The sequence below is a fragment of the Lysobacter xanthus genome (genome assembly GCF_047159895.1).
This window is the reverse complement of sequence record NZ_BAAGAB020000012.1, coordinates 33,845-52,327: the sequence shown is the minus strand read 5'-3', so window position 1 is coordinate 52,327 and position 18,483 is coordinate 33,845. Positions and strand designations below refer to the sequence as shown.

13 protein-coding genes are annotated in these 18,483 nt (G+C 67.4%); 8 read left to right on the top strand and 5 right to left on the bottom strand.

The genetic code is table 11. The features are described 5' to 3' along the window. Positions 1 to 291 precede the first annotated feature (291 nt). The 3 genes from ACY35P_RS05580 to ACY35P_RS05570 form a co-directional block, all read right to left on the bottom strand. Positions 292 to 1,467, bottom strand: coding sequence for a thiolase family protein (locus ACY35P_RS05580; protein ID WP_462114842.1), 1,176 nt, complete (start codon positions 1,465 to 1,467; stop codon positions 292 to 294). A 181-nt stretch (positions 1,468 to 1,648) separates the two neighbouring features. Then, positions 1,649 to 2,806 (bottom strand): isovaleryl-CoA dehydrogenase, encoded by a 1,158-nt coding sequence (locus tag ACY35P_RS05575; protein WP_462114841.1) that lies wholly within the window; start codon positions 2,804 to 2,806, stop codon positions 1,649 to 1,651. Positions 2,807 to 3,011: 205 nt separating this feature from the next. After that, the gene (locus ACY35P_RS05570) at positions 3,012 to 4,115 is read right to left on the bottom strand and encodes a Glu/Leu/Phe/Val dehydrogenase dimerization domain-containing protein (protein ID WP_462114840.1); all 1,104 of its coding nucleotides are present in this window, start codon (positions 4,113 to 4,115) and stop codon (positions 3,012 to 3,014) included. 331 nt (positions 4,116 to 4,446) lie between these two features. On the opposite strand from ACY35P_RS05570, the gene ACY35P_RS05565 reads away from it, so the two are divergent. The 5 genes from ACY35P_RS05565 to ACY35P_RS05545 all read left to right on the top strand — a co-directional run bounded on the left by ACY35P_RS05565 (position 4,447) and on the right by ACY35P_RS05545 (position 10,123). After that, on the top strand, positions 4,447 to 6,426 hold the full coding sequence (locus tag ACY35P_RS05565) for a serine hydrolase domain-containing protein (protein WP_462114839.1): 1,980 nt from the start codon (positions 4,447 to 4,449) through the stop codon (positions 6,424 to 6,426). 491 nt (positions 6,427 to 6,917) lie between these two features. After that, on the top strand, positions 6,918 to 7,604 hold the full coding sequence (locus ACY35P_RS05560) for a cupredoxin domain-containing protein (RefSeq protein ID WP_462114838.1): 687 nt from the start codon (positions 6,918 to 6,920) through the stop codon (positions 7,602 to 7,604). Then, the gene (locus ACY35P_RS05555) at positions 7,601 to 8,629 is read left to right on the top strand and encodes a HAMP domain-containing protein (RefSeq protein ID WP_462114837.1); all 1,029 of its coding nucleotides are present in this window, start codon (positions 7,601 to 7,603) and stop codon (positions 8,627 to 8,629) included. Before ACY35P_RS05560 ends, ACY35P_RS05555 begins: the two co-directional genes overlap by 4 nt. Before the next feature lie 79 nt (positions 8,630 to 8,708). Beyond that, positions 8,709 to 9,641 carry a DUF3034 family protein gene (locus ACY35P_RS05550; RefSeq protein ID WP_462114836.1) on the top strand — a complete coding sequence of 311 codons (933 nt, stop codon included), beginning with the start codon at positions 8,709 to 8,711 and terminating at the stop codon, positions 9,639 to 9,641. A 14-nt stretch (positions 9,642 to 9,655) separates the two neighbouring features. After that, positions 9,656 to 10,123, top strand: coding sequence for a group I truncated hemoglobin (locus ACY35P_RS05545; RefSeq protein WP_462114835.1), 468 nt, complete (start codon positions 9,656 to 9,658; stop codon positions 10,121 to 10,123). Positions 10,124 to 10,138: 15 nt separating this feature from the next. On the opposite strand, the gene ACY35P_RS05540 is transcribed toward ACY35P_RS05545, so the two are convergent. After that, positions 10,139 to 11,407, bottom strand: a complete 1,269-nt coding sequence (locus ACY35P_RS05540) for a 2OG-Fe(II) oxygenase (RefSeq protein WP_462114834.1) — start codon at positions 11,405 to 11,407, stop codon at positions 10,139 to 10,141. Positions 11,408 to 11,501: 94 nt separating this feature from the next. On the opposite strand from ACY35P_RS05540, the gene ACY35P_RS05535 reads away from it, so the two are divergent. From ACY35P_RS05535 to ACY35P_RS05525, 3 genes are all read left to right on the top strand, one after another. Further along, positions 11,502 to 15,023 carry a methylmalonyl-CoA mutase family protein gene (locus tag ACY35P_RS05535; protein WP_462114833.1) on the top strand — a complete coding sequence of 1,174 codons (3,522 nt, stop codon included), beginning with the start codon at positions 11,502 to 11,504 and terminating at the stop codon, positions 15,021 to 15,023. 170 nt (positions 15,024 to 15,193) lie between these two features. Continuing rightward, positions 15,194 to 16,210: a GmrSD restriction endonuclease domain-containing protein gene (locus tag ACY35P_RS05530; protein ID WP_462114832.1), complete on the top strand. Its 1,017-nt coding sequence runs from the start codon at positions 15,194 to 15,196 to the stop codon at positions 16,208 to 16,210. 7 nt (positions 16,211 to 16,217) lie between these two features. Next, positions 16,218 to 17,027 (top strand): MAE_28990/MAE_18760 family HEPN-like nuclease, encoded by an 810-nt coding sequence (locus tag ACY35P_RS05525; RefSeq protein ID WP_462114831.1) that lies wholly within the window; start codon positions 16,218 to 16,220, stop codon positions 17,025 to 17,027. Positions 17,028 to 17,126: 99 nt separating this feature from the next. On the opposite strand, the gene ACY35P_RS05520 is transcribed toward ACY35P_RS05525, so the two are convergent. Next, positions 17,127 to 18,443: an MvaI/BcnI family restriction endonuclease gene (locus ACY35P_RS05520; protein ID WP_462114830.1), complete on the bottom strand. Its 1,317-nt coding sequence runs from the start codon at positions 18,441 to 18,443 to the stop codon at positions 17,127 to 17,129. Between the last annotated feature and the right edge of the window lie 40 nt (positions 18,444 to 18,483).

The following is an 18,483-nucleotide window of genomic DNA, read 5'->3' as shown; positions in this document are numbered from 1 at the left end:
CGCAGCGCCGGCAGCGTTCGGGTCGGCAGCGGCGGTCGCGTCGGCAGCGGCCTGCGCGGTGGCGGCATCCTGCTGCGCGGTCGCGGCGGAGTCAGCAGCCTGGTCCTTGTTCGAGCAAGCCGTCAGAGCCAGGCCGAGGGCCAGGGCGAGCAGCGCCTTGTTGATGTTCATTGAATCGATTCCTCGTCGTGTGGTTTGGCAACGCGCAGTTGCGCGCCCTAAACATGATGACAAGCGGCTGCGGCATGTCAAGCGATGAATTGACGAGCGGCGCATCACGAATCTTTAACGTCAGATGATTTCGATTGCAACCGCCGTGGCTTCTCCGCCGCCGATGCACAGCGACGCGACCCCACGCTTGCCGCCGCGCGCCTGCAGCGCGTGGAGCAGCGTGACCACCAGGCGCGCGCCGCTGGCGCCGATCGGATGGCCCAGCGCGACCGCGCCGCCGTTGACGTTGAGCTTCTCGTGCGGGATGCCGAGGTCCTTCATGGGCGCCATGGCGACGCAGGCGAAGGCTTCGTTGATCTCGAACAGGTCGACGTCGTCGACCGACCAGCCCGCCTTCTCGAGCACGCGCCGCGTGGCCTCGATCGGGGCGGTGGTGAACCACTCCGGTTCCTGCGCATGCCCCGCCTGTGCGACGAGGCGTGCGATCGGCTTCGCGCCCAGGCGTTGCGCGGTCTCGGCCGACATCAGCACCGCGGCGGCGGCGCCGTCGGAGATCTTCGACGAGGTGGCCGCCGTCAGCAGGCCGTCCTTGCCGAACGCGGCGCGCAGCGACGGGATCTTCGCGGCGTCGATCTTGCCCGGCTCCTCGTCGGTGTCGACCACGACCTCGCCCTTGCGGCCCTTGACGGTCACCGGGACGATCTCGGCCTTGAAGGCGCCCGACTGCACCGCGCCCTGCGCGCGACGCACGCTCTCGGCCGCGAAGGCGTCGAGGGTCTCGCGCGTGTACGCGTAGCTCGCGCAGGTCGCGTCGCCGAACACGCCCATCGCCTTGCCGTCGTACGGATTGGTCAGGCCGTCGTGCGCCATGTGGTCGAGGAACTCGGCCGAGCCGTAGCGGATGCCCGTGCGCGAGCCGTTGAGCAGGTGCGGGGCATTGGTCATCGACTCCATGCCGCCGGCGACCACGACCTCCGCGCTGCCCGAACGGATCATGTCGGCGGCCAGCATCATCGCCTTCATGCCCGATCCGCAGACCTTGTTGATCGTGATGCAGGCGGCCGACGTCGGCACGCCCGCGGCGATGGCGGCCTGGCGTGCCGGTGCCTGGCCGAGGCCGGCGGGCAGCACGCAGCCCATCAGGACTTCCTGCACGGCGTCCGGCGCGATGCCGGCATGCTCGAGGGCGCCACGGATCGCGGACGCGCCGAGCTCGGGCGTCGGCACGCCGGTGTACTGGCCGAGGAAGGAACCGATGGCGGTGCGCTTGGCACCGACGATGACGACGTCGCTCATGGCGGACTCCGGGGAGGGGAGCCGGCGCGGGGCCGGAACCGCCCGATTATGCGGCGGTATGTTGCGCTGCCGCAAACGCCCGGATCCACGGCGTGAGCGACCCGTGAAAGGCGCGGCGAGGCCGTCGGCCGCCAACGAAAAAGGCCGCCCGGAGGCGGCCCATCGTCGCGGTCGGTGCGGCTCAGCTGTTGCCGGCGAACAGCTCGCGGCCGATCAGCATGCGGCGGATCTCGTTGGTGCCGGCGCCGATCGCGTAGAGCTTCGCGTCGCGCAGCAGGCGACCGGTCGGGTACTCGTTGATGTAGCCGTTGCCGCCGAGCGACTGGATCGCCTCGAGCGTCACCTGCACCGCGGCTTCCGACGCATGGAGCAGGCACGAGGCCGCGTCCACGCGCGACTTGTGCCCCGCGTCGTAATCCCGGGCGACCTGGTAGGCGAAGGCGCGGCTCGACTGCAGCGCGGTATACATGTCGGCGACCTTCGCCTGCATGATCCCGAACGTGCCGATCGCGGCGTCGAACTGCTTGCGCTCGCGGACGTAGGGCAGGGTGATGTCCATCGCCGCCTGCATCAGGCCGAGCGGGCCGCCGGTGAGCACGAGGCGCTCGGTGTTGAGGCCGCTCATCAGCACCTTGACGCCGTTGTGCACGTCGCCGAGCACGTTCTCCTGCGGAATCTCGCAGTCCTCGAAAACGAGCTCGCACGTATTCGAGCCCCGCATGCCGAGCTTGTCGAGCTTCTGGGCCGTGCTGAAGCCCTTCATGCCCTTCTCGACGAGGAAGGCGGTCATGCACTTGCTGCCCGCCTCCTTGCCGGCCGTGCGCATGTAGACGATGAGCACGTCCGCCTCGGGGCCGTTCGTGATCCACATCTTGTTGCCGTTGGCCACCCAGACGTCGCCGCGCAGCTCCGCGCGGCAGCTCATCGAGCCGACCACGTCGGAACCGGCGCCCGGCTCGCTCATCGCGAGCGCGCCCTTGAACTCGCCGGTGCACAGCTTCGGCAGGTACTTGGCCCGCTGCGCCTCGTTGGCGTTCGCGTAGAGGTTGCTGACGCACAGGTTCGAATGTGCGCCGTAGGACAGCCCCACCGAACCGGACGCGCGGGAGATCTCCTCCATCGCCACGAGGTGCGCGAGGTAGCCCATCTCGCTGCCGCCGTACTCGCCAGGCACGGTCAGGCCGAGCAGGCCCATCTCGCCGAGCTTCGGCCACAGGTCCTGCGGGAAGGCATTGTCGTGGTCGATCTGCGCGGCATGCGGCGCGATCTCCGACTCGGCGAAGCGGCGGACCGCATCGCGCAGCGCATCGATCTCTTCGCCCAGGGGGAACGGTCGCATCGTGGACAGCCTCGGTTCGGTCGTCGTGACGCTCGCCAGTACGGCCCGGGCGGACCGTCGGACGCAGCGCCGTTACGTGTCCCCCAGCCCCCCCCCTTGAGTCAAGGGGGGGCGCCCCGTCAGGGGCGGGGGTTGTGGATGGCACAGGCGGGGGCCCAAGTTTTTCGCGATGCGAAAAACTTGGGATTGATCGGTCGCGGACCGATCAATGCCCGCCGCGGATGCGCCCTTCGAAGCGCGCCTTCGAGCGGCCCAGCGGCAGCTTGAGCTTGCCGAGCATCGCGATGCGCTCCTCGGCCATGCGGTCGGCGGCCATGTAGGTCGGGATCTTGTCGCGGTCGGCGATCTCGTAGATGCGCGCGAGGTTGTGGTAGATCGTGCGCATCATGCGCATCGCCCGCTCGCGGTTGTAGCCGGTGATCTCGAGCGCGACGTTCATGACGCCGCCCGCGTTCACCGCGTAGTCCGGTGCGTAGACGATGCCGCGCTTCTCGACTTCGTCGCCGATCGCGTTGTTGGCGAGCTGGTTGTTCGCGGCGCCGCAGATGATCTTGGCCTTCAGGCGCGGCAGCGTCTTCTCGTTGACCGTGCCGCCCAGCGCGCACGGCGAGTAGACGTCGGCCGGCACGTCGTAGATCTCGTCGGTCGACACCGCCTCGGCACCGAAGTCGTCGACCGCACGCTCGACCAGCGACTTGTTGATGTCGGTGACGAAGACCTTCGCGCCGCGCTCGCGCAGCAGCTTCACGAATTCCATGCCGACGTGGCCGAGGCCCTGCACCGCGTAGCTGTACTGGCCGACTTCCTCGTTGCCGTACTTGCGGTTGAGCGTGGCCATCAGGCCCTGCAGCGTGCCGTAGGCGGTGAACGGCGACGGGTCGCCCGAGCCGCCGTGCACCTGGTGCACGCCGGTGACGTACTCGGTCTCGCGGTACACGTATTCCATGTCGTTGACGTCGATGCCGACGTCCTCGGCGGTGATGTAGCGCCCGCCCAGCGAGTCGACGAACTTGCCGAACGCGCGGAACAGCGCCTCGGACTTGTCCTTCGACGGGTCGCCGATGATCACCGCCTTGCCGCCGCCGATGTCCAGCCCCGCGACCGCGTTCTTGTACGTCATGCCGCGCGACAGGCGCAGCACGTCGTTGAGCGCTTCCTGTTCGCTAGCGTACGGCCACATGCGCGTGCCGCCGAGCGCCGGGCCGAGCACCGTGTTGTGGATCGCGATGATGGCCTTGAGGCCTGCGTCCTTGTTGTGGCAGAAGACGACCTGCTCGTGGCCGGTGGTGTCGAGGGTTTCGAAGATCATCAGCGGGCTCCGCGCCGGCACCGACGAACGCGCATCCACGCGATCCGGCCGACTGGGTTGGTTAAGTCGTTGATACGAAAGGATGGCGCGACGTGCCGTCGAAGGGACCGCCCGACACAGCAGCGGGATTTTAGTCCATTCCCGTTATGCGGGCCTCCACGCCGCAGCGCCGGCCCGGCGGGGACGTTCCGGGGCGCTGCCGGCCGGCTTGGATCCCGGTGGGCCACCGTCCGTCGCACGGTCCTGCACGCGCCGCGCCGCTGCGTAGAGTGGCCCCGACCCGCCCGCCGCGATGTCCGATCGCGGCCCCGGGGATTCCCATGGAGGGACCATGAAGAACCTGTTGGGCACAAGCCTGCTCTGCGCCGCACTCATCGTCGCGCTTCCTGCGCTCGCCGCACCCCCGGCCGCGCAACCGACCGCCGACACGGCGGCCGACCGCCCGTCCGCCACGCCGCGCGGCACCACGTTCGTCCTGCCCTCGGGCTGGACGCAGGCCGCCGCGTCGAACGGCGTCGTCCTGGCGCCGCCCGAAGCCGGCTCGCGCATCCTGCTGCTCGACGCGACTGGTGACGACCCGGACGCCGCCGTCGCGCAGGCGTGGAAGGTGCTCGGCACCGACCCGAAGTTCCTCGTCGCCACCGACAGCGCGCCGCGCGACGGCTGGGAACAGCGCCGCTTCTACAGCTACGACGTCGCCGAGAACGCGCACCGCGCCGTGCAGGCCGTGGCCCTGCGCCGCGGCACGGCATGGACGGTCGTCGCGATCGACCTCGACCAGTCGGTCGCGGAGAAGCGCGCCTCGCAGACCGGCAAGATCATGCAGCGCCTGCAGGCGGCGGGGTACACCCGCGAGACGTTCGCCGGCCGCACCGCGCATCCGCTCGACGCGGCGCGCCTCGCGAAGGTCGCCGAGTTCGTGGAGTCGATGCGCAAAGCCTACGACGTCCCGGGCGTTTCGATCGGCATCGTGCAGGACGGCAAGGTGGTGATGTCGCAGGGCTTCGGCGTGCGCGAACTCGGCAAGCCGGCGCCCGTCAACGGCGATACCCGCTTCATGATCGCGTCCAATACCAAGGCGCTGACCACGCTGATGCTGGCGAAGCTGGTCGACGCGAAGAAGCTCGACTGGAATGCGCCGGTGACCAGCGTCTACCCGGCGTTCAAGCTCGGCAGTGCCGACACCACGTCGAAGGTGCTGGTCAAGCACCTGATCTGCGCCTGCACCGGCGTGCCCCGGCAGGATTTCGAATGGCTGTTCGAGGGTGAGAAGCAGAGTCCCGCGACGGTGATGGCGACCCTGGGCACCATGCAGCCCACCAGCGGCTTCGGCGAGCTGTTCCAGTACTCCAATCCCATGGCGGCCGCGGCGGGCTTCATCGGCGGGCAGGTGGCGTATCCCGGCACCGAGCTCGGCGCCGGCTACGACCGTGCGATGCAGGCGCTGGTCTTCGACCCGCTCGGCATGAAGAATACGACGTTCGACTACGGGCGCGCGCAGACCGGCAACTTCTCGCGCCCGCACGGCTACGACGTCGACCACAACGTGCGGGTCATGGCGATGGGCCTCAACGACACGATCCGGTCGTCGCGCCCGGCGGGCGCCGCGTGGAGCTCCGTCAACGACCTGCTGAAGTACGTGCAGATGGAGATCGATCGCGGCGTGCTGCCCGACGGCCGCCGCTACATCGGCGAACCCGCGCTGATGCAGCGCCGCGAGCCGCAGATCGCGCTGGGCGTCGACCGGAACTACGCAATGGCACTGATGGTGGACCGCAGCGACGGCGTCACCGTGGTCGACCACGGCGGCGACATGGGCGGCTTCCACTCCAACATGATGTGGTGGCCGGACCAGAAGGTGGGCGCGGTGATCCTCACCAACTCCGATGCGGGCGTGATGCTGCGCGGGCCGTTCAAGCGCCGCCTGATGGAGCTGATGTTCGACGGCGAGCCGCAGGCCGAAGCGGCGGCCGCGGCCGGCGCGAAGGCGATGCACGCCGAGTACGAAGCGGGCCGCAAGCTGATCCAGTGGCCGGCCGATGCCGCCGCGCTCGCGGGCCTCGCGCCGCATTACCGCAACGCCGCGCTCGGCGACCTGATCGTCACCCGCAAGGGCAACGAGACCTGGTTCGACGTCGGCACGTTCTCCTCCGCGGTCGCGACGCTGCCGCAGCCCGACGGCAGCCTCGCCTTCCTGACCATCGATCCGCAGGCCGCAGGCTTCCCGTTCGTGCGGGCCGACGAGGACGGCGTGCGCCGCCTGATCGTGCGCGACGGGCAGCACGAGTACGTCTTCGATGAAGTGAAGTAACGACGGCCGGCATTCGCGGCCTCGGAAATGAAAGCGGGGCGCTCCGAGGGGGCGCCCCGTTTTCTTTGCGGCACTGCGACGGCGGCGCCACGGCCGCTTGCGGAGCGTCGCCTGCGTGGTCCCGAGGCGCTGGCGCGCGGTTTGCAACGGGGATGGGTCCTCGTCTGCACGCCAGCGCGCTGTCAACGTCCGAAGTCGACGAATCGCGGACACGAAGTGCTTCTGCTTGCGTTGCACGGCGACTGCGGCGAAGCGCGACACGCCGTCCCCTGGTCGGAGCGACGTCCGTGGTATCGCCCCCACGGGTCGATCGTCCGCCGGCATAGGACGGAGCACGGCGCGCAACGTGCCTGAGCAGGGCGCCCGGTCCGTTCCTGCGTCCGTCGTCGCGAACCGCGCGGTCATCGCAGCAGGACTGCATCCGGCCGTCGTCCGGCCGCGTAGAAGGCCTCCGAACACGCGCCCGAACCGGCGCCAGCAGGGGAACCCGCATGAGAGACATCCGATTCCGTCGCGCTCTGGCCGCCGCGGCGTTGCTTGCCCTGGCCTGCACATCCATCGCCGGCGCGGCGCCGGGAGAGACGCGGCGCGCGAAGGACTCCCGCGCGGTGACCGGCCGCATCACCCTCGAGGCCGCCCGTCGACAGCTCGTCGCGCCGGGCGAACTCGCCGAGACGGTCATCTACTTCCTGCCCGACGGGGGTGCGCCGCGGCCTACGCCGGTCCGTGCGACCGCGATGACCTACGCCAAGGGCTTCGACCCCACCGAGCTCGTCGTGCCGGTGGGCAGCACCGTGGCGTTTCCGAACCGCGACGGCATCATGCACAACGTGTTCTCCGCGACCCCGGGCCTGAGCTTCGACCTCGGCAACTTCGGGGCCGGCGAGACGCGCTCGCAGCGCTTCGATCGTCCGGGGCTGGCGGTGGTGGGCTGTCGCGTGCATCGCAACATGCGCACGAATGTCCTCGTGCTGGAAACCCCATACGTGACGCAGGCGCGGGCCGACGGTTCGTTCGAGCTCGAGGGGCTTCCGGCGCGTGCCGGCACGCTCGTGGTCTGGCATCCACGCGCGGCGGCACGCTCGTTCGCCTGGGACGGCCGTTCCACCGCGCCGATGCAGGTGAAGCTCGTCGCGCTGCGTCCGCGCATCGGTGATACCGCGGCGGTGCGGCCGTGACGCGCGCGCGATTCCGGCGCCTGCGCGTCCTGCTGACATTGACGCTCTGCGCGCTTCTGCTCGCGCTCGGCGCGTGGCACACCTTGGAGCGTCGCGCTTCCGACGAAGCCGTCGCGATCGACCGCGCACGCGCGGTGCAGCGCTTCATCGAATCGCGCCTGCGCGACGACCTGGCCAATCGCGCCGGCCTGGTGGCCGAGGATCCCGCCTTTGCCGGCTACGTCGAAGCCGCCGTGGGCGGCGCCCTGCCCGGGCAGCCCGTCGACACCGCGTCGGTGGTGGATCTCCTGCGCGAGCGCGAGTCGCGGCTCGGTTTCGAATCCAGCGCCGTCCTCGATGCGAACGGCCGCATCCTCGGCGGCACGTCGACGCTGCTCGCCCCCGGCCGGGTCGCAGCGGAGGACGTCGTGCGCGCCGCCCGCGATCGCGATGCGGCCACGACGGGCGTATGGGTCGAGCGCAATCAACTGCATCTGGTCGCGGTGCTGCCGCTCGCCGCGGTTGGCGTCAGCGACGGTTTCCTGCTGGTTTCGAGGTCGCTCGGCCCGGAGTACACGTCCGCGCTGGCCTCGGTCGGCGTCGACGGCGCACTCGTCCGCAATGGTGCGACAGACCTCGCCGTCACCACGCTGGCGCCGTCCGACGCCGCACCTCTCGCGGAGGCGCTGCGCGACGGTCGCCTGCCGGTTCGGCTCGGTGGTCGGGTGCTCGCGCGCGAGCGCGCGTTCGGCTCCTCCGCCGCGTCCGTCGTGCTCGTGCCGCGCATGGCGGCGCATCCGCTGCAGGACGCGTTGCCGTGGGGCATCGCAGTGCTCCTCGTCGGAGGTACCTGTGCCTGGGCGACCGGCTGGCTTGCACGGCGCGTGCTCCGTCCGGCCGAGGTGCTGGTCGACCGGGTCGCACGCGCGGGCACCGGCGATCTGCACGTCAAGGTCGCCGCGCGCGACGCGGGCGAACTCGTCGAACTCGCGGCCGCGTTCAATCGGCTCATGGCCCGCCTGCGAGGCGCGACGTCGCCGGGCTGAGCGCCTGCATCCCATGGCGGCACCGCTGCGTAAGCACTGCCGCGGACTTCCTCCATCCTCCCTCCTACGGACTCATCCCATGCGCAACCGTTCGACCTTGCGATGCGCGCCGCGCGCGCTCGTGCTGGCCCTGATGCTGCTCGCACCCGCTGTCCACGCGCAGGACCTCGCCGCGCTGGGCGTGCCCGACGAACCCGAGGACACCGCACGCGGCATCAGCGGCAAGCTGCTGCTCACGGCGGGCGTCAGCCAGATCGAAGGAGCGGCGGGCGGCGGGCTCACGCCGTGGGCCGTGATCGGCGGGCATGGCACCCGCGACCAGATCGGTGCGTCGGCGTTCTACACCCGCGTCGATACCGACGACTACGCGCTCGACAGCTACGGGGCCCTGGTCGGCCTGCGCGACCGTGTCGAGCTGAGCATCGCCCGAAATGCGTTCGATACGCGCGACGTCGGTGCGGCGCTCGGCCTCGGTCGCGGCTACGTCATCCGCCAGGACATCGTCGGGCTCAAAGTGCGCGTCGCCGGTGATGCCGTGCTCGAGCAGGATTCGTGGATGCCGCAGATCGCGGTGGGCCTGCAGTACAAGCGCAACGACCGGGGCAACCTCGTGCGCGCGATCGGCGCGAAGGACGACAGCGGCACCGACGTCTACGTCAGCGCGACCAAGCTGTTCCTCGACAAGAGCCTGCTGCTCAACGGAACGGTGCGCTTCACCGAGGCGAACCAGTTCGGCATCCTCGGCTTCGGCGGCGACCGCAAGTCCGGCTACAGCGCGCAGTTCGAGGCGTCCGCCGCGTACCTGGTGAGTCGCAACGTGGCCATCGGCGCCGAATACCGCACCAAGCCCGACAACCTCGGCATCGCGAAGGAGGAGGACGCGTTCGACGTCTTCGTCGCCTGGGCGCCGACCAAGAACGTCTCGCTGACTGTCGCCTACGTCGACCTCGGCAACATCGTCATCGCCGACCACCAGCGCGGCGCATATGCCTCGCTGCAGGTCGGCTTCTGAACCCCGGAGCGTCCATGAACCGCATTCTCTGCATCGCACTCCTTGCCGGCCTCGCGTTGGCTCCCGCCGCCCGGGCTGCCGACGCCGCCACCGCGGTGCCGAACCCCGCGCCGGTGCATCCCGAGCTGAAGGGCGTATTCGACGACTTCGGCGGGCAGGCGGGCCTCACCGCGCTCGTCGACGACTTCATGGCCGTGATGCTCGACGATCCGCGCATGCGTCCGTTCTTCGAGAACGCCGACCAGCCGCGCATCAAACGCGGCCTCGTCGAGCAGTTCTGCGCGATCCTCGGCGGCGGATGCACCTACGGCGGCCGCGACATGCGCGCCTCGCACGAGGGCCTGCGCATCGATCGCGCCGACTTCAACGCGCTCGTGGAGGACCTGCAGGTGGCGATGAACCGCCGCAAGATCCCGTTCCGCTCGCAGAACCGCCTGCTCGCGGTGCTGGCCCCCATGCACCGCGAGATCATCACCAAGTAAGCGGGGCCCGCGGCGTCAGTACGCGCGGTAGGGCCGCTCGCGCAGCCACAGCGTGGCCAGCCACTTCTCGCCGCGCGTCACCGGCAGGCCCGCGTGCAGCGAGGCCGGGATCGCCCGGCCTTCGGCGTCCAGGTTGTCGAACACCACCGCGCGACCCGCCTTGGGCTCGACGCGCACGTCGAGGTCCGGAAAGTCGGTCGCGCCGCCGTCGGGGGGCGTGTTGAGGTAGGCGCAGATCGTGCGACGACGGTTGCCGGCCTGCGGCCCGTCCTGCTCGATCGCCGACGAGGGCAGGTAGTCGCGATGCGGGCGGTATTCCTCGCCCGGCTGGTAGCGCAGCACGATGAGCTGTTCGGCCTCGACCAGCTCGGCGCCGGCGGCGGCCGCCATGCGCAACTGTACGAGGCGCAGCGCCAGGTCCTCGACCAGCGGGTCGAACGAGGCATCGCTGCTGGTGCGCAAGCCGGCCTCCAGCACGGCACCGGTCGCGGGGTCGCGCACCGCCGACCGCCGCAGCATCGGCTGCGCGCTCGCCACCAGCAGGCGGCATTCATCGACGGACAGCAGGCCGTCGAGCTGCGCGACCCGCGGCGCCTCGGCGAGCACCTCCGCGTCCGGCGGGTCCAGCACCTCGTCCAGCGCCAGCGTCGATGGCGGGCTCGGGCGCTTCGGCGCGGCCGGCACGGCGATGATCTCGGGCAGGTCGTCGAAGCCGCCCTCGCGCAGGCGCGCCTTCAGCTGCGCGGCAGCGTCCGGGTTGGCGGTGACGCCTTCGCCCCGGCGCAGGCGCTCGGCCAGCAGGTGCGCCGCGATCGGGTCGCCGCGGCCGGCCGCGTGGTCGAGCAGCTGCACGGCCAGCGCCTGGTCCTGCAGGTTCGGCTTGCGCCCGAAGTGGATCGCCGCCGCGCGCAGCGCCGGCGGATGCCCGGCCTGCACGGCCGCCAGCAGGCGCGCGCCGATCTTCTCGTCGCGGGGCAGGGCGCGGTTACCGACCGCGACCACCGCCAGCAGGTAGCCCGCGATCGGCTGGCCCGCGGCCTCGGCGCGCTCGAAGGCCTGCACCGCGCCGGCGACGTCGAGGTCGGTGCCGATGCCGTACATCCGCATCCGCCCGGACTCGATCAGAGCCCCGGCATGGCCGGCGGCCGCGGCCCGCGAATGCAGGTCGAAGGCCTCCTCCATCTGCAGGTCGGCCACCAGCGCGGTCGCCAGCCGGTAGAGGTCCTCGGCCGCGCCGGAGGCGGCCGCCGTGCGCAGCGCGCTCAGCTCATTCGAATCGTTCATGGCGCGCAGGGTACCCGACCCTACGCGCACCCCGGGCCGCGTACGGACGCCTTGTTACAATCGGGCCATCCTTAGAAATAGATGTGCGACCGCCATGAGCTCGCCTGCCGACCGCCTGCCCGAGACCACCGCCGAGACCGCCACGCCGCTGCGGTTTGTCACCGCCGCCAGCCTGTTCGACGGCCACGACGCGGCCATCAACATCATGCGCCGCCTGATCCAGGGGCAGGGCGCGGAAGTGGTGCACCTCGGCCACAACCGCTCGGTCGAGGACGTCGTCCGCGCCGCGCTTCAGGAGGACGCCGACGGCATCGCGCTGTCGTCCTACCAGGGCGGCCACGTCGAGTACTTCAAGTACATGGTCGACATGCTCAAGGAGCGCGGCGCCGGCCACATCAAGGTCTTCGGCGGCGGCGGCGGCACGATCACGCCCGAGGAGATCAAGGAGCTGCAGGCGTACGGGGTCGAGCGCATCTACCACCCGAACGACGGCATGCACATGGGCCTCGTCGCGATGATCGAGGACGTGGTGCGCCGCGCCTCGCAGGCCCGCATCGACATCGCCCCGGCCTCCACGCAGCCGTCGATCGACGACGAGATCGCGCTCGGCCGCATGCTGTCTTCGATCGAGGAAGGCAGCCTCGACGAGGCGCAGCTCCAGCACCTGCGCAAGCAGTGGCAGCTCGCGGGCAGCAAGACGCCGGTGGTCGGCATCACCGGCACCGGCGGCGCGGGCAAGTCGTCGGTCACCGACGAACTGCTGAACCGCTTCCTCGCCAATTTCCCGGAGATGCGCATCGCCGTCATCTCCGTCGACCCGACCCGCCGCCGCACCGGTGGCGCGCTGCTGGGCGACCGCATCCGCATGAACTCGCTGCGCTCGAGCCGCGTCTACATGCGCTCGATGGCCACGCGCCGCCAGCACGCGGCGACGAACGCCGTGCTGCGCGACTGCATCGCCTTCCTCAAGGGCACCGGCTACGACCTGGTCATCGTCGAGACCGCCGGCATCGGCCAGTCCGACTCGGAGATCGTCGACCTCGTCGACTTCCCGATGTACGTGATGACCAGCGATTTCGGCGCGCCGAGCCAGCTCGAGAAGATCGACATGCTCGACTTCGCCGACCTCGTGGTGCTCAACAAGTTCGACAAGCGCGGCGCCGAGGACGCCTTGCGCGACGTGCGCAAGCAGTGGAAGCGCAACCGCGTGGCGTTCCAGACCGCCGACGAGGACGTGCCGGTCTACCCGACCATCGCCAGCCAGTTCAACGACCCCGGCATCAGCTGGATGTTCGCCAACCTCTGCCGGCTGCTGCGCGACAAGCTGCAGCTGCCGCAGGAGAAGTGGACGCCCGACCTCGACACCGGTCTCCGCGAGCCGCGCGCCACCGTGCTGATCCCGGGCAGCCGCGTGCGCTACCTCGCCGAGATCGCCGAACAGGGCCGCGGCATCAACCGCCAGATCGAGACGCAGGCCGAAGTCGCCGACCGCGCGCAGTCGCTGTGGGAGGCGCTGAAGGAACTCGGCGACGAGAAGCTGCCGAAGGCGCTCGATCTCTTCGATAGCAACGACCTCACGGCCACCGCCGACATCGAGCCCGCGGCCACCAACGTGCCCGACAGCCCGTCGCCGGCCGTCACCGTGCCGAACGCGCGCCCGGTCGACCGCACACTGCTCACCCTGCGCCAGCGCTACAACGACGCGGTGCAGTCGCTCAGCGCCGAAGCGCTCAAGCTGCTGCGCGCCTGGCCCGCGCGCCTGAAGTCGATCACCGACGAGGTGACCGAGTACACCGTGCGCGACAAGGTGATCCGCGTCGAGAACTACCGCGAGTCGCTGAGCCACCAGAAGATCCCGAAGATCGCTGCGCCCACCTACAAGGGGTGGGGCGAGCTGCTGGTGTTCCTGCAGAAGGAGAACCTGCCGGGTGCCTACCCGTACACCGGCGGCGTCTACCCGTACCGTCGCACCGGCGAGGACCCGATCCGCATGTTCGCGGGCGAGGGCACGCCCGAGCGCACCAATCGCCGTTTCCACTACCTCAGCCTCGGCCAGCCGGCGGCGCGCCTGTCCACCGCCTTCGACAGCGTCACGCTGTACGGCGAAGACCCGGCGCCGCGCCCGGACATCTACGGCAAGATCGGCAACTCGGGCGTCAACATCCCCACGCTCGACGACATGAAGAAGCTGTACTCCGGCTTCGACCTGTGCGCGCCCAGCACGTCGGTGTCGATGACGATCAACGGCCCCGCGCCGATGATCCTCGCGATGTTCATGAACACCGCGATCGACCAGCAGGTGGAGAAGTACCTGCGCGAGGACGAGTCGCGCTGGCTCGCTGCGCGCCACAAGATCGACGGCATGTTCGAAGGTCGCGAGCGTCCGACCTACGCCGGCCCACTGCCCGAAGGCAACGACGGCCTCGGCCTCGGCCTGCTGGGCGTCACCGGCGACGAGGTCGTCGAGCCGGAGGTGTACGAACGCATCAAGGCCTACACCCTGCAGACCGTGCGCGGCACCGTGCAGGCCGACATCCTGAAAGAGGACCAGGCGCAGAACACCTGCATCTTCAGCACCGAGTTCGCCCTGCGCATGATGGGTGACATCCAGCAGTACTTCGTGGACCGCAAGGTCCGCAACTTCTACTCGGTGTCGATCTCGGGCTACCACATCGCCGAAGCCGGCGCGAACCCGATCAGCCAGCTCGCCTTCACCCTGAGCAACGGCTTCACCATCGTCGAGTACTACCTCGCCCGGGGTATGAACATCGACGACTTCGCGCCCAACCTGTCGTTCTTCTTCTCGAACGGCATGGACCCGGAGTACACCGTCATCGGCCGCGTCGCCCGCCGCATCTGGGCCCGCGCCATGCGCGAGCGCTACGGCGCCAGCGCGCGTAGCCAGATGATGAAGTACCACATCCAGACCAGCGGCCGGTCCCTGCACGCGCAGGAGATCCAGTTCAACGACATCCGCACCACGCTGCAGGCGCTGTACGCGCTGTTCGACAACTGCAACAGCCTGCACACCAACGCCTACGACGAAGCCATCACCACGCCGACGGAAGAAAGCGTGCGCCGCGCCGTGGCGATCCAGATGATCATCAACAAGGAGCTGGGGCTCAACTTCAACGAGAACCCCTGGCAGGGCAGCTTCATCGTCGACAAGCTCACCGACATCGTCGAAGAAGCCGTCTACAAGGAGTTCGAAGCCATCAGCGAGCGCGGCGGCGTGCTGGGCGCCATGGACACCATGTACCAGCGCGGCAAGATCCAGGAAGAGTCGCTCTACTACGAGCACAAGAAGCACGACGGCTCGCTGCCCCTGATCGGCGTCAACACCTTCCTCGGCAAGGACGGCCACTCCGACGTCGCCACGGAGATCGAATTGATTCGCTCGACCGAGGAAGAGAAGGGCCAGCAGATCACCAATGTGGCCGGCTACCAGCAGAACCGGAACGCGCGGGCCGGGGAGGGCCTACGCTTCCTGCAGAAGACCGCCCGCGAGCGCCGAAACGTGTTCGAGGCGCTGATGGAGGCGGTGAAGACGCACAGCCTCGGGCAGATTAGCCATGCGTTGTATGAGGTGGGTGGGGAGTATCGGCGGAATATGTGATTGTCGGCAGTTCCTTTTCTTGGGCGTTCGAACCAGAGGGATAAACAATGATTGCTGATGACACGCAAACCGCACCTGGGGTAGAGGACGACTCGGACGACGCTCCATACGAGCCGACAAATCAGCGGAAGGTCCTAATTCAACCGTATGACTATGCGGTCCGAACGCTGATGGAGATGGTGATCGAAGGCGATCTGATTCTGGACCCGGATTACCAGCGAAAGTACAGATGGTCTGATCAAAAGGCTTCGCGGTTCATCGAGTCAATCGCCCTCAATATTCCGGTTCCGGTCTTCTATTTCGCGGAAGAGCCCGATGGCACCTTCAGTGTCATCGATGGACAGCAACGTTTGACGTCGCTTTTCCGTTACCTAAAGCCTCAAGAACTTTCGTCCGTCTTTGGGGATGACATCACGGAACTGACGCTCGCTGATTTGAAGGTTAGGTCCGACTTAAATGGCAAAAAGTACGCCGATTTGGAGCGAGCCGAACGAGCCCTTCTTTCCAAGCGGCCGCTTCGTTGCATCGTAGTTTTGAATGAGTCCGATGAGACATTGAAGTTTGAGGTCTTTGAGAGACTCAATTCGGGTAGCGCGTCCCTAACCGATCAGGAGGTCAGGAACTGTCTGTATCGCGGCCCATTGAATGAGCTGCTTAAGGAGCTGGCGGACAATACGCAGTTCAAGGAGCTTGTTTCGCTCCCGGACGCCGCGCAGAAAAACATGAAGGACGTTGAGCTCGTGCTGCGATTCTTCGCGTACCGCGAGCTTAACGAATCGTCTAAATATTCCGACAGCTATACAGAGCATCTGAATACTTTCATGGAAGAGAACCGCGAGATAAGTGACAAGCGGCGTGCCCAGATGAGAGCGCTTTTCGAAGAAACCGTCGGCGCACTCCATTCCTCGTTAGGGCCATCGGTCGCCTTTCGAAAGCCGCTGGATATGGGGAATCCCCAGAGTTCGGCGTTCGCGAATAACCTGATCAACGGTTCGATTTACGAATCTCAGATGGTGTCCGTGTCAAAGCTGATCGAGGCGGGCGATCAGCTCCCCGCCGACCTGCGCGGTCGACTGTTGTCAGCATTTACGGATCCGAATTACACCGGTGCAGTCCTGCAGGGCGGGACGGCAAAGAAGTCGAAGGTACTGGCTAGGACCAGGGTCTTAGACGCTCTCTTGGTGTAGTGCGGTGATGGAAGCCCTCACCGGATTTACTGCCAGCCTTGTCGAGATTCGTAAAATCGCTGATCACGCTGATGTGTTGCTCGGCGACCGTACGTCGGGCGAAACAGAATTAGCGAATGAGATCGCGCGGTCGGCGTTAGTGCTGCTTTGCGGCTACTTTGAAGGCTTCGTGCGCGAGTTGACACAGGAAGCGGTGGACCGAATCAATGATGAGGAAGTGGATGTGAATTCGCTTCCGAAGACCTTACTTGTGAGCCTTGTGGAAACGGCTCTCAAATCAACTGGAGACAAGCGGACAGAAGCACTTTCAGTGCTCCGCGACCGCATCAAGTCAGGTGAGCCCTGCGCCTTGGATCGCAAGGGGCTATCGACTACCGGCGGCAACCCGACCGTCGACGTCATCGAGGGGCTCTTAGGCACTTTCGGCATAGCTTCGATTATTGATTCGCTTTCGATAAGGGATTACGAGCTAGACAGCACCTATACCGTTGAGCCGCAGTCCAAAGCTATCGAAGCCGCAATCGCAAACGCGCTTGGTGACGAGGCAAGAGACTCGGTCAGTAGAGTCTTGGAGATTGTGGATGCCAAGTGGCTGCCAAAGAAGCGTAGGCGTTCGGTGGGCTATGTTTCGGCGATTGAGGAACTGCTGAAGCGAAGGAATCGCATCGCGCATGGCGAAGGAAGAGAAATTGTTACTCCTTCAGAACTGCGAGAGCATGCAGCCGTGATCGGGAAGCTAGCGGCTGGCATGTCTGAGGCGATGGATGCGCTAATAGATGACTTGGTGCCCGCTCCAAGCGAGGGGTTGGGCGCGTAGCCGACAGATCGTGAGTGCCTCGCCCTTCAAGGTACGCCGCCGAATTTGCACAAGGACCAAGGTCCCGCGACTTGGACGGACCGTTCCTTCGAGTCGTTTTCACCCAGCGGTTCTGCTTAGGTCGACCTCTTCGAAACGCTCATATAGCGCCGCGAGGCGTTTGCGAGGCATCCGAAACTGGCTGCGCGCTTTAACTTTCGGGCGTGCCGTTGCGACGCCGTCGATCTTTGATCCGGGGTCGAACACCACATCTCCTGCGACGAGCGCGCTCAGATACTTCGCAAAGTCTGTCCGTTCCCCTAGGAGGACGGGATTCCGGTACCTGTAGGACGGGTCGATGCCGCCTTGGGACTGGTAAGGCACGTACGCGGCCGATGCGTGCTTGCGGTTCCAGTGGGTCAGCAGGTTGCTGTACGTCCACGTCGCGGCTTCGTCACCGTCGCGATCCAGCAGCACGATGCGGCCACCCGCATCCGTGATGACACCTTTCGTATTGTCGAAGCCGGTCAGACCGAGCGTCATGTCGGTTGTGGCGTCGGGTTTGCCGTAGTGGTGTCGGCCGGTGAAGTACATCTGATCTTTGCCGGACACGTGCCGACCATACCGTCGGACGAAAGCGCCCACGCCGTGGGCGCCGTAGAACCCGCCGTTCGGCTCGGGGGTCATCAGCGTGATGTAGCTTCCGCTGTACGCCTTGATCTCCCATCCCAAGTAATCAGGGGCGGCATCGCCATTCGGCTTTACGCCTAGAAGCGCTTCCAGCGTGTAGCCCCCACCATTGCGCGCCTTGTAAGGAGTCCGCTCGCCGTTCTTGTTGAGTCGCATTGACGGGACGGGCCCGAGGTCCTGGATCTCGCGTAGGCGCATAAGCACCAGTGACCTCGAATCGCCTGCTGGCGTACCCGTGACGGCCAGTTCCTTGAAGAGCCCCGCATCGACCTGGGGCGCCAGCGCTGCTTCGAACGCCAGCGGTGACCCGGCCGGCGCCAGGTGGGCGAGGGTGCGGCCATCAGCTGTAGTCCCGAAGAAAAGCACCCGCCCGTCAACGCCGCGTCGCAGGTCTTTCGGAATGGGGCGCAGGTACTCGTTGGGCGCGGTTCTGCAGCCGCGCAGAAAGCCCGAGAGCCTCACTTCGGGGTAGCGCGAGTAGAGGATGAGCTGCGCGTTTGGAGCCTTCTCTTGGCCCGTCGGGCCGACCCAGAAGAACTCGAGGGGCGCCTTGAAGGTCGGGTCCTTCAGTCCCGGCTCGGCGTGGACCTCGCCGTAAGGGAAGTAGGTCAGAACCTCGAAACTGCCGCCGAGGTACACCTGCTGCTTGCTGTTGTCGTTCTCGCTCAGGGGCTTGAAGAAGATGCGTGTGGCGCCGACGTCGCGGAAGCGGGCGACAAGGGCCGTAAGTTCTTCGAAGGAATCCACAGGGTGCTCGCGGGGCCGGATACGGCGAGATTACCTGCCG

Coding starts and splice junctions, on each gene's coding strand:
- ACY35P_RS05580 (WP_462114842.1), bottom strand. CDS start 1,467: ATGAGCGACGTCGTCATCGTCGGTGCCAAGCGCACCGCCATCGGTTCC.
- ACY35P_RS05525 (WP_462114831.1), top strand. CDS start 16,218: ATGGAAGCCCTCACCGGATTTACTGCCAGCCTTGTCGAGATTCGTAAA.
- ACY35P_RS05550 (WP_462114836.1), top strand. CDS start 8,709: ATGCGCAACCGTTCGACCTTGCGATGCGCGCCGCGCGCGCTCGTGCTG.
- ACY35P_RS05530 (WP_462114832.1), top strand. CDS start 15,194: ATGGAGATGGTGATCGAAGGCGATCTGATTCTGGACCCGGATTACCAG.
- ACY35P_RS05535 (WP_462114833.1), top strand. CDS start 11,502: ATGAGCTCGCCTGCCGACCGCCTGCCCGAGACCACCGCCGAGACCGCC.
- ACY35P_RS05560 (WP_462114838.1), top strand. CDS start 6,918: ATGAGAGACATCCGATTCCGTCGCGCTCTGGCCGCCGCGGCGTTGCTT.
- ACY35P_RS05570 (WP_462114840.1), bottom strand. CDS start 4,115: ATGATCTTCGAAACCCTCGACACCACCGGCCACGAGCAGGTCGTCTTC.
- ACY35P_RS05540 (WP_462114834.1), bottom strand. CDS start 11,407: ATGAACGATTCGAATGAGCTGAGCGCGCTGCGCACGGCGGCCGCCTCC.
- ACY35P_RS05565 (WP_462114839.1), top strand. CDS start 4,447: ATGAAGAACCTGTTGGGCACAAGCCTGCTCTGCGCCGCACTCATCGTC.
- ACY35P_RS05545 (WP_462114835.1), top strand. CDS start 9,656: ATGAACCGCATTCTCTGCATCGCACTCCTTGCCGGCCTCGCGTTGGCT.
- ACY35P_RS05575 (WP_462114841.1), bottom strand. CDS start 2,806: ATGCGACCGTTCCCCCTGGGCGAAGAGATCGATGCGCTGCGCGATGCG.